Origin of the sequence: Streptomyces sp. SID11385, from assembly GCF_010548245.1 — a bacterium.
GTDB lineage: Bacteria > Actinomycetota > Actinomycetes > Streptomycetales > Streptomycetaceae > Streptomyces.
On sequence record NZ_JAAGLR010000350.1, the window covers coordinates 1 to 10,391 of the forward strand.

At 69.8% G+C, this 10,391-nt stretch carries 8 protein-coding genes and 1 pseudogene; 2 read left to right on the plus strand and 7 right to left on the minus strand.

The window, feature by feature from the left end; genetic code table 11:
• Both G3I42_RS10540 and G3I42_RS10545 read left to right on the plus strand, forming a co-directional pair.
• A partial coding sequence (locus G3I42_RS10540) for a class E sortase (RefSeq protein ID WP_239096379.1) occupies nucleotides 1–790 on the plus strand: 790 nt, incomplete at its 5' end.
• A 34-nt stretch (nucleotides 791–824) separates the two neighbouring features.
• The gene (locus G3I42_RS10545) at nucleotides 825–1,574 is read left to right on the plus strand and encodes a class E sortase (protein ID WP_164284656.1); all 750 of its coding nucleotides are present in this window, start codon (nucleotides 825–827) and stop codon (nucleotides 1,572–1,574) included.
• A gap of 111 nt (nucleotides 1,575–1,685) precedes the next feature.
• Here the strand turns inward: G3I42_RS10545 and pknB are convergent, their stop codons facing one another.
• The 7 genes and pseudogenes from pknB to G3I42_RS38205 all read right to left on the minus strand — a co-directional run.
• Complete coding sequence (pknB, locus tag G3I42_RS10550; RefSeq protein ID WP_164284660.1) at nucleotides 1,686–3,638, minus strand: Stk1 family PASTA domain-containing Ser/Thr kinase; 1,953 nt, start codon at nucleotides 3,636–3,638, stop codon at nucleotides 1,686–1,688.
• 236 nt (nucleotides 3,639–3,874) lie between these two features.
• Nucleotides 3,875–5,326, minus strand: a complete 1,452-nt coding sequence (locus G3I42_RS10555) for a penicillin-binding protein 2 (protein ID WP_164284663.1) — start codon at nucleotides 5,324–5,326, stop codon at nucleotides 3,875–3,877.
• Nucleotides 5,323–6,765 carry an FtsW/RodA/SpoVE family cell cycle protein gene (locus G3I42_RS10560; protein ID WP_164284665.1) on the minus strand — a complete coding sequence of 481 codons (1,443 nt, stop codon included), beginning with the start codon at nucleotides 6,763–6,765 and terminating at the stop codon, nucleotides 5,323–5,325. The genes G3I42_RS10555 and G3I42_RS10560 overlap by 4 nt, the downstream gene beginning before the upstream one ends.
• A 25-nt stretch (nucleotides 6,766–6,790) precedes the next feature.
• Nucleotides 6,791–8,329 (minus strand): protein phosphatase 2C domain-containing protein, encoded by a 1,539-nt coding sequence (locus G3I42_RS10565; protein ID WP_164284668.1) that lies wholly within the window; start codon nucleotides 8,327–8,329, stop codon nucleotides 6,791–6,793.
• A gap of 160 nt (nucleotides 8,330–8,489) precedes the next feature.
• Complete coding sequence (locus G3I42_RS10570) at nucleotides 8,490–9,011, minus strand: FHA domain-containing protein (RefSeq protein WP_164284671.1); 522 nt, start codon at nucleotides 9,009–9,011, stop codon at nucleotides 8,490–8,492.
• A 10-nt stretch (nucleotides 9,012–9,021) separates the two neighbouring features.
• Nucleotides 9,022–9,876, minus strand: coding sequence for a DUF3662 and FHA domain-containing protein (locus tag G3I42_RS10575; protein ID WP_164284674.1), 855 nt, complete (start codon nucleotides 9,874–9,876; stop codon nucleotides 9,022–9,024).
• Nucleotides 9,877–10,178: 302 nt separating this feature from the next.
• A pseudogene (locus G3I42_RS38205) lies at nucleotides 10,179–10,391 on the minus strand (lytic transglycosylase); the annotation flags it as partial.

Consider the following 10,391-nt stretch of genomic DNA (forward strand, 5'->3'; position numbering starts at 1 on the left):
CCGCCGCGGCGCCGCGACCACCGGCACGAGCGTCTCGGCCACCGGCACGAGCGCCACCACCTCCCCCGACGGGCGTCCCCTCAGCCGCGTCGAGGCCCGCCGGGCGGAGCGGGCGCGCAGGCCGAGTGCGGGGACGCGGGCGAGCGCGGCGCTCGGCGAGGGCTTCATCACGCTCGGCCTCGTGATGCTCCTCTTCGTCGCGTACCAGCTGTGGTGGACGAACGTGCGCGCGCACCACGAGGCGAACGGGGCCGCGCACCGGCTCCAGGAGAACTGGGCCGACGGCAAGCGCAGCCCCGGCGCCTTCCAGCCCGGCGAGGGCTTCGCGATCCTCACGATCCCCAAGCTCGACGTCGTCGTGCCGATCGCCGAGGGCGTCAGCAAGGCGAAGGTCCTCGACAAGGGGATGGTCGGCCACTACGGGCAGGGCGCGCTCAAGACCGCGATGCCGGCCGCGAAGAGCGGCAACTTCGCGCTCGCGGGGCACCGCAACACGCACGGCGAACCCTTCCGTTACCTCAATCGGCTCACACCGGGTGACCCGATTGTCGTAGAAACCCGCGATACGTATTTCGTGTACAGGATGACGAGCGTCCTGCCGCAGACCTCGCCCGCGAACACCGCCGTTCTGCGCCCCGTACCGGCCGGTTCGGGCTTCACGAAGCCGGGCCGCTACCTCACGCTGACGACCTGCACCCCCGAATTCACCAGTACGTACCGGATGATCGTCTGGGGCAAGATGGTCGAGGAACGACCGCGCGGCGAAGGCAAGCCCGACGCGCTGCTGTGAACGAGCGCGCGGGCCGAGGAACGGGGCGTACACAGTGTCGGCAACCAGGGACGAGGCAGCGCCGGCGGACGGCGCGGACACCGGGCTGTCCGCGCCCGCCGGGCGACCGCGCCGGAGCAGGGGCGCCGGGTTCATCGGGTTCCTCGGCGAGCTGCTGATCACCGCCGGGCTCGTCCTCGCGCTCTTCGTCGTCTACTCGCTGTGGTGGACCAACGTCGTCGCCGACCACGAGGCGGACCGGCAGGGCGACCGCGTGCGCGACCACTGGGCGGAGCCGAAGCAGGGGCCCGGGGCGCTCGACACGAAGAGCGGCATCGGCTTCCTGCACGTCCCCGCGATGAAGAACGGCGAGGTGCTGGTCAAGAAGGGCACCTCGACGGACATCCTCAACGACGGCGTCGCCGGTTACTACACCGATCCGGTCAAGTCCGCGCTGCCGCAGGACGAGAAGGGGAACTTCACGCTCGCCGCGCACCGCGACGGGCACGGCGCGAAGTTCCACAACATCGACAAGCTCAAGAAGGGCGACCCGATCGTCTTCGAGTCGAAGGACCGCTGGTACGTCTACCGCGTCTTCGCGATCCTCCCGCAGACCTCGAAGTACGACGTCGAGGTGCTCGACCAGGTGCCGAGGAAGGCGGGCGTGAAGAAGCCCGGCAGGTACATCACGCTCACGACGTGCACGCCGGTCTACACGTCGAACTACCGCTACATCGTGTGGGGAAAACTGGAGCGGGTCGATCCCGTCAACGCGCAGCGGACGCCACCGGCGGAACTGCGGTAGCGGCCGGTAGGAGGCGAAGCGGCCGGTACGAGGACGACGGCGCGCGCGTACGAGGAAGGGGCGCCCCCACCGTGGGGGCGCCCCTTCCTCGTACGGCTTGAGCCGTACCGCCTACGGCATCGTGAAGACCGTCACCGGCGTGTTCTTGTCGACCTCCGAGCCCGGGCCCGGGTTGGAGTTGATGACCTTCGAACCCGGGTCGCTGGGCAGGCCCGGCTGGACGTTCACCTGGAGGCCGAGGCCGCCGAGGATGCCCTGGACCTCCTGGAGGGTCTTGCCGCCGATGTCGTCCGGGATCTTGACCTTCTCGGGCTCGGCCGGCTTCTTGGCCTGCGAGAGGGTCACCACGGAGCCCGGGTCGGCCTGCGTGCCCTGCTGGAGGCTCTGCTCGAAGATCGTCCCCTCAGGCACGGTGTCGTTCTCCTTCTCGACACAGTTCGCCTTGAGGCCGTTCTCCTCCAGCTGGGCCGTCGCGTCGTCGCAGCTCTGGTTGACGACGCTCGGGACCATGACCGTCTTCTTCGCGCGGGCGACGGTGAGCGTGATCGTCTTGCCGATCTGGAGGTCGGTGTCACCGTTCGGGCTCTGCTCGATGACCACGCCTTCCTTCTGCTCCGACTCCTTCGTCTCCTGCTTCACCTCGAAGCCGAGCTTCTGGAGCTTGGCCTGCGCCGTCTCGTAGGTGAGCCCGGTGACGTCCGGGACGGTCTCCTTCGGGGCGCCGGTGGAGATGGTGAGGGTGATCGTGGAGCCCTTGTCGACCTCGGTGCCCGCGACCGGGTCCTGCTTGCAGACCTTCTTCGCGGGCTGGTCCTTGCAGGGCTCGCTGACCCGCTTCAGGTCGAAGTCGCCGTTGTTCTGCGCCATGAGCTTGGCTTCGGCGAAGGTCTTGCCGACGTAGCTCGGCGCGGCGATCTTGTCGCTCGCCTTGTCGTCGCCACCGATGAACTTGCTGCCGATGAGGATCGCGCCGACGAGGACGAGGACACCGGCGACGACGAGGAGGATCGTCGAGGTGTGGTTCTTCTTCGGCGGGGCCTGCCGGCGCCGCCCGCGCGGCTCCTCGCCGTAGCCGTAGCCGCCGTCGTCCGGGTTGACCGGGGGCAGCATCGAGGTGGGGCCCGCGCCGTTCTGCGCGTTGAACGCCTGCGTCGGCTGGTCGCCGCCGTAGCCGTAGCCGCCGCCCGCGCCCGCCATGCCCATCGCGGCGCTCGCGGCGACGGGGCGGCCTTCGAGGAGCGCCTCGATGTCGGCGCGCATGTCGTCGGCGGACTGGTAGCGGTAGTTGGGGTCCTTCACGAGCGCCTTGAGCACGATCGCGTCCATGTCGGGCGTGATCTCGGGGTCGAAGACGCTCGGCGGCTGCGGCTCCTCGCGCACGTGCTGGTAGGCGACCGCGACGGGCGAGTCCCCGATGAACGGGGGCCGCACGGTGAGCAGTTCGTAGAGCAGGCAGCCCGTCGAGTACAGGTCGGAGCGCGCGTCGACGGTCTCGCCCTGGGCCTGCTCGGGGGAGAGGTACTGCGCGGTGCCGATGACGGCGGCGGTCTGCGTCATCGTCATACCGGAGTCGCCCATCGCGCGGGCGATGCCGAAGTCCATGACCTTGACCTGCCCGGTGCGCGTCAGCATGACGTTCGCGGGCTTGATGTCGCGGTGCACGATCCCGGCGCGGTGCGAGTACTCCAGCGCCTGGAGGATGCCGATCGTCATCTCCATGGAGCGCTCGGGCAGCAGCTTGCGCCCCGAGTGCAGCAGCTCGCGCAGCGTCGAGCCGTCCACGTACTCCATGACGATGTACGGGATCGAGACGCCGTCGACGTAGTCCTCGCCGGTGTCGTAGACCGCGACGATCGCCGGGTGGTTGAGCGAGGCCGCGGACTGGGCCTCACGCCGGAACCGGGCCTGGAACGAGGGATCACGGGCGAGATCGACGCGCAGGGTCTTGACCGCGACGGTGCGGCCGAGACGGGTGTCGTGGGCGAGGTACACCTCGGCCATGCCACCGCGGCCGAGCACGTGGCCCAGCTCGTACCGGCCGCCGAGGCGACGCGGCTCTTCCATAACTGATCCAGCCCTCTCCGTCGATCCCGACCGCACCCGTGTGTGGTCCGGCGGTGTGCTGTCCGGCTTACCGTACCCGCCCCGTACCATGCCTTTCGGCCCGGACCGGGAAGCTGATACCGGACCGGTACCGCCACGTGCGCGGATGCGGCGGGCCCGTGACCGGCTTCACCCGTGAGGGGCGATTTCGGGCACCGGTTCCACGGCGGGGTCGCCGCTTCCGGGGCACGCACGGGTCACTTCTTGATGACCGCCTCCATGACCGCCTTCGCGATCGGCGCGGCGAGACCGCCACCGGAGATGTCGTCACTGCTCGCCGCGCCGTCCTCGACCACGACGGCGACGGCGACCGGGGCGCCCTGGTCGGTCTTGGCGTAGCTGACGAACCAGGCGTAGGGCAGCTTGGCGTTGTCGATACCGTGCTGCGCCGTACCCGTCTTGCCGCCCACGGTGACGCCGGGGATCTTCGCGTTGGTTCCCGTGCCCTCGTCGACGACGGTCTCCATCATCGACTGGAGCTTCTGCGCGTTCTCCGCCGAGAGCGGGCGGCTCATCTCCTTCGGCTCGGTCTTCTCGATCGTGTCGAGGCTCGGGGACTGGAGCTCGCTCACCATGTACGGCTTCATGAGCTTGCCGTCATTGGCGACGGCCGAGGCGACCATGGCCATCTGGAGCGGGGTCGCCGCGGTGTTGAACTGGCCGATCGAGGACTGCGCGACATGGTCGGGCGACATGTTCTTCGAGAAGTTCGACATGGCGGAGCGCACCGGGACGTCGTGCTTGGCGTTGAAGCCGAACTTCTCGGCCTCCTCCTGCATCGCGTCCTGGCCGAGGTCCGCGCCGATCTTGCCGAAGACCGTGTTGCACGAGTACTTGAGCGCGTTGCGCAGCGTCGCGTCCTCGCAGGGGATGTTCCCCTCGTTGTTCAGCGGCGTCTTCGTGCCGGGCATGATCCACGGCAGCGGCGTGTCCGTCTTCTGGTCCGGCTGGTACTTGCCGCTCTCCAGCGCCGCCGCGGCCGTCACGACCTTGAAGGTCGAGCCGGGCGGGTACGTCTCGCGCAGCGCGCGGTTGGTGAGCGGCTTGTCCTTGTCCTTGTCGAGCTTCGCGAAGGTCTCGCCGTCCTTGTTCGAGATCCCGGCGAAGGAGGAGGGATCGTACGAGGGCGTCGAGGCCATCGCGAGGATCGCCCCCGTGGACGGGTCGAGCGCCACGACGGCGCCCTTCTTGGAGCCGAGCCCGTCGAACGCGGCCTTCTGCGCGGCGGTGTTGATCGTCGTGACGACGTTGCCGCCCTGCTTCGGCTTGCCCGTGAGCATGTCGAGCTGATTGCGGAAGAAGAGCCGGTCGTCGTTGCCGGTGAGGATGCCGTCGTTGAGGCTCTCCAGCTGCGTCGCCCCGATGAGCTGCGAGGAGTAGCCCGTGACCGGGGCCCACATGGGGCCGTTCTTCCAGGTCCGCTTGTACTTGTAGCTGATCCCGTTGGTGTTCTTCGAGCCGGTCACCGGCTTGCCGTCGGCGATGATGTCGCCGCGCGGCTGGGCGTAGCGCTCGATGGTGACGCGCGGGTTGGCCTTGTCGCTCTGGTAGCTGTCGGCCTTGACGTACTGGATCCAGTTGTCGCGCAGGAGCAGGGCCAGGACGAGCAGCCCGCAGAAGATCGCGATACGGCGGAGCGGCTTGTTCACGGGCGGACCACCTGTGTCATCTCTGCGTCGGAGTTGGGTGCGGGCGCCGGGGCGGGCCTGCGGGCCGTGTCGCTGATGCGCAGCAGGACGGCGATGAGCGCCCAGTTGGCGATGACGGAGGAACCGCCGTACGCGAGGAACGGCATCGTCATACCGGTGAGCGGGATGAGGCCCATGACACCGCCCGCGACGACGAAGACCTGGATCGCGAAGGCACCGGCGAGACCGGCGGCGAGAAGCTTGCCGAAGGGGTCGCGCGCGGCGAGAGCGGTACGCAGACCCCGCTCGACGATGAGCGCGTACACGATCAGCACAGCCATGAGCCCGGTGAGGCCCAGTTCCTCGCCGTAGGTGGCGAGGACGAAGTCGGAGTTCGCGGCGAAGCCGATGAGGTCCGAGTTGCCCTGGCCGAGGCCGCTGCCCAGGGTGCCGCCGGAGCCGAAGGACCACAGCGCCTGCATCGCCTGCTCGGAGTGGAAGCCCGGGGCGCCCTGCTGACTGAGCTTGTACTCGTTCATCGGGGAGAGCCATGCCTGCACGCGGCTGTGCACGTGCGGCTCGAACGAGGCGACACCGACCGCGCCCGCGGCGGACATGAGGAGACCGAAGACGATCCAGCTCGTGCGCTCCGTCGCCACGTACAGCATGATGATGAACATCCCGAAGAAGAGCAGCGAGGTACCGAGGTCGGTCTCGAAGATCAGGATGAGGATCGACAGGACCCACACGACGATGATCGGGCCCAGGTCGCGTCCGCGCGGGAGGTAGAGGCCGAGGAACCGGCGGCTCGCGAGGGCGAGCGCGTCCCGCTTCACCATGAGGTACCCGGCGAAGAAGATCGCGATGACGATCTTCGCGAACTCCCCCGGCTGGATCTGGAATCCGCCGACGCGGATCCAGATCTTCGCGCCGTTGATGTTCTGCCCGATCCCCGGCACGAGCGGCAGCAGGAGCAGCAGGATCGCGCCCACCATGGAGATGTACGTGTACCGCTGGAGGATGCGGTGGTCCTTGAGGACCATGAGCACGCCGACGAAGAGCGCGATGCCGATCGCCGAGTACATGAGCTGCTTGGGCGCGGCCGGGCTGAAGGCCCCGAACTGCAACTTCGCGAGGTTCTGGAGCCGGTCCGACTGGTCCAGGCGCCAGATGATCACGAGCCCGAGCCCGTTGAGGAGCGTCGCGAGGGGCAGGAGCAGGGGATCGGCGTACGGCGCGAAGCGGCGCACCACGAGGTGCGCGACGCCCGCCAGGAGGCCGAGCCCAACCCCGTACCCGAGGAGCCCCGGCGGGAGCGAGCCGTCGATCGCGAGCCCGACGTTCGCGTAGGCGAAGACGGGGATGACGACGGCGAAGACGAGAAGGGCGAGTTCGGTGTTGCGGCGGCTGGGCGCGCCGATGGAACCGATGGTCGAGGTCTGTGTCGTACTGCTGCTCATGGTGTGATCCGGCCCCCTGTGGCGCTTACTGCTTTCCGCACTGCGGGACCAGCTTCTGCTCTTCCTCCGAGAGGCTGGGGCCGGGCGACGGGCTTGCTGCGGTCGTGGTGGCGTGCCAGGCGACGGTGTCGGCGGTGCTCGTCCCCCCGGGCGTGGTGCCCTGCGGGGTGCTCTGCGGGGTGCCCGCGCTGTCCTGCCGCTCCTTCTCCCGCTGCTCCTTCGCGCGCTTGTCCCTGGCCTCCTTCTCGGCCTGGGCCCTGGCGGCGGCCTGGCGGCGCTCGGCGTCCTTCTTGCACGCCCCGGCCTGGAGGTTCAGCTCGTCGATCTTCTTCTGGGCCTCGGCGCGCGAGGACTCCGTGATCGTGCCTTCGACCTGCTTCTTCTGGTAGGGCGGGAGGTACTTGAGTTCGATCTCGGGGTGGGAGCGGGCGACCTTCGACAGGTCGACCCAGGCGAGGTCCTGGCTGATGCCCTGGTAGAGGGCGACGTGGTCGTCCTCGACGCCCACGTAGTACTGGCTCTGGGTCCAGCGGTAGCCGCCGTAGAGGCCGCCGCCGATCACGGCGAGCGCGACGACGGTCCACAGGCTCCGCTTGAGCCAGCGCCTGCCGCCGCGCGGCTTCCCGTACTCGTCGCCGTCGTCGTCCCAGTCCTCGGGGGCGTACGAGGGCGCGGCGCCGGAGCCGCCGGGGGCCGGGGCCTGGGCCTGGCGGCCGAGGCCCGAGGCGCGGCCGGCCGGGGTCTGCATCGCGCCGTCGTCGTGGGAGGGGTGCTGGTTCTCCGCGACGGCGCCGACGACGACGGGGGTGTCGTTGAGGGCGACGGACATGGTGTCGGTGTGGTCGACGTCGAGGACATCGGCGACGATGACCGTCACGTTGTCGGGCCCGCCGCCGCGCAGCGCGAGCTGGATGAGGTCCTGGACCGTCTCCTGCGGGCCCTGGTAGCTGGCGAGCGTCTCCTCCATCGTCTGGTGGCTGACGACGCCGGAGAGCCCGTCGGAGCAGAGCAGGTAGCGGTCGCCGGGGCGTACCTCGCGGATCGAGAGATCGGGTTCGACCTGGTCGGCGCTGCCGAGGTTGCGCATGAGCAGCGAGCGCTGCGGGTGCGTCGTCGCCTCTTCCTCGGTGATCCGGCCCTCGTCGACGAGGCGCGCGACCCAGGTGTGGTCCTGGGTGATCTGGGTGAGGACGCCGTCGCGCAGCAGGTACGCGCGCGAGTCGCCGACGTGGACGAGGCCGAGGCGCTGACCGGTCCACAGCAGCGCGGTGAGCGTCGTGCCCATGCCGTCGAGCTGGGGGTCCTCCTCGACCATGAGGCGCAGCCGCTCGTTGGCGCGCTGCACGGCGACGCCGAGCGAGGTGAGGATGTCGGAGCCGGGGATCTCGTCGTCGAGATCGACGAGCGAGGAGATCACCTCGGAGCTGGCCACCTCGCCGGCCGCCGCGCCGCCCATGCCGTCGGCGATGGCGAGCAGCCGGGGACCGGCGTAGCCGGAGTCCTCGTTGCCCTGACGGATCATGCCCTTGTGCGAGCCGGCGGCGAAACGCAGGGAAAGACTCATGCGTACCTCGCCTCTCGGCTGGTCCGGGGACAACCGGTCCTGTCGAGCCACACTGCCCACCCTCCGGTCGGGAGCACGGTCGGTTCCGCGTCGGGGACCGCCGCGGCGGACGCCTTCGTGACCGCCGGGGTTCGCTCGCTCCGCTCGCTCATTTGTCGTACTACTTCCGCAGCTCGATCACGGTCTTGCCGATGCGGATCGGCGCGCCCAGCGGGACGGGGACCGGCGTGGTGAGCCGGTTGCGGTCCAGGTAGGTGCCGTTGGTGGAACCGAGGTCCTCGACGATCCACTGCCCGTCGCGGTCGGGGTAGATCCTGGCATGGCGGCTGGAGGCGTAGTCGTCGTCGAGGACGATCGTGGAGTCGTGCGCGCGGCCGAGCGTGATGGTCTGCCCCTGGAGGGCGACCGTCGTGCCCGTAAGGCTGCCCTCGCTGATGATCAGCTTGGTGGGCGCGCCCCTGCGCTGCCTGCCGCCCTGCTGCTGGCGCTGCGGCGGGGGGCTGCTCGCGGCGCGTGCCCGGCCCCCGTCGCCACCCCCGCGCTGGGCCCGGCGCTGCGAACCGCGCTGGGTGACGCGCGTACCGAACAGGTCGCTGCGGATGACCTGGACGGCCACGATGACGAACAGCCACAGAACGGCCAGGAAACCCAGCCGCATGACCGTCAGGGTCAGGTCTGACATTGCCCCCGCTTCACCCTTCGGCTTGCCGGAAAATAATGGTCGTGTTGCCCACGACGATCCGCGAGCCGTCGCGGAGCGTAGCGCGGGTGGTGTGCTGCCCGTCCACCACGATGCCGTTGGTGGACCCGAGATCCTGGATCGTCGAGGGCGTTCCGGTCCGGATCTCGCAGTGCCGGCGGGAGACGCCGGGATCGTCGATCCGCACATCGGCTTCGGTGCTGCGGCCGAGCACCAGCGTCGAGCGGGTGATCTGGTGGCGGTTGTTGTTGATCTCCACCCAGCGTCTGGTCCGGTCCGGCCCGCCGAAGCCGCCGCCGGGCGCGGGGCGCGCGGGCTGGGCGTGGGGCTGCCCGGGGGGCGGGCCCGGGGGCATCGGCGGCGCGCTCACGGGGCGGGGCGGGTAGCCGTAGCCGGGCGGTGCGGCGTGGGGCTGCTGCGGCGCCTGGTGATGCGGTTGCTGGTGCGGTTGCTGCTGGGCCTCGGCGCTGGTGCTGGAGGCGAGCGTGCGGCTGCGGACGCGGTAGAGGCCGGTGTCGAGGTCCTCGGCGCGTTCCAGGTGGACCTTGATGGGGCCCATGAAGGTGTACCGCTGCTGCTGCGCGTAGTCGCGCACCATGCCCGCCAGCTCGTCGCCGAGCTGTCCGGAGTACGGGCTGAGGCGCTCGAAGTCGGGGGCGCTCAGCTCGACGATGAAGTCATTGGGCACGACGGTCCGGTCACGGTTCCAGATCGTCGCGTTGTTGTCGCACTCGCGCTGAAGCGCTCCGGCGATCTCGACGGGCTGCACCTCGGACTTGAAGACCTTCGCGAAGGTGCCGTTGACCAGACCTTCGAGGCGCTGCTCGAACCGTTTCATGACTCCCATGAGGGCACCTCCCAAGCCGTGCTCGTCGCTGTACCGCGTGTGTACCGCGTCCTGTACTTCGTCCGTGCTGCTGCGGTTCTGCCGCGGGTCCTGCGGGTCCTGCTACCGGTACTGCTTACTGATCGTATCCACGCGCGGGGAAAACGGGTGGTTCCCCCTGTCGCCCCCGGTCACGAGTGTCGCCCCTCACAAGACGTACCCGCCGACAGCGCCGCGAGTGCGCCGAATCCGGTACAGATACGCGGTGTTGGACCGTGAGCCGCTTCCGCCCCCACCCTCTCGAACAGGGATCGTAAAGCCGCTCACCGCCCAGTGTCCCCCACCTTGGCCACGAGCTGCGCGGGGGCGGGGTCGGGGGTGGGAGCGAAGGGGGCGGGCGGGGGCGCTCCGGGCGGGCGCGGGGCGGGGTGGCGCGGGCGGGCGGTGGGGGTGGTCTCCGGGGCCGGGCGGGTGCGGGGTGTCTTGGTGCGGGGCGCTTCGGGGGCGGGCGGTGGGGTCGTGCGGGCGGGGGCCGG

What these genes read in the sequence shown, in the direction of transcription:
- pknB (WP_164284660.1), bottom strand. Translation starts at nt 3,638, where the DNA reads ATGGAAGAGCCGCGTCGCCTCGGCGGCCGGTACGAGCTGGGCCACGTG.
- G3I42_RS10570 (WP_164284671.1), bottom strand. Translation starts at nt 9,011, where the DNA reads ATGTCAGACCTGACCCTGACGGTCATGCGGCTGGGTTTCCTGGCCGTT.
- G3I42_RS10565 (WP_164284668.1), bottom strand. Translation starts at nt 8,329, where the DNA reads ATGAGTCTTTCCCTGCGTTTCGCCGCCGGCTCGCACAAGGGCATGATC.
- G3I42_RS10575 (WP_164284674.1), bottom strand. Translation starts at nt 9,876, where the DNA reads ATGGGAGTCATGAAACGGTTCGAGCAGCGCCTCGAAGGTCTGGTCAAC.
- G3I42_RS10560 (WP_164284665.1), bottom strand. Translation starts at nt 6,765, where the DNA reads ATGAGCAGCAGTACGACACAGACCTCGACCATCGGTTCCATCGGCGCG.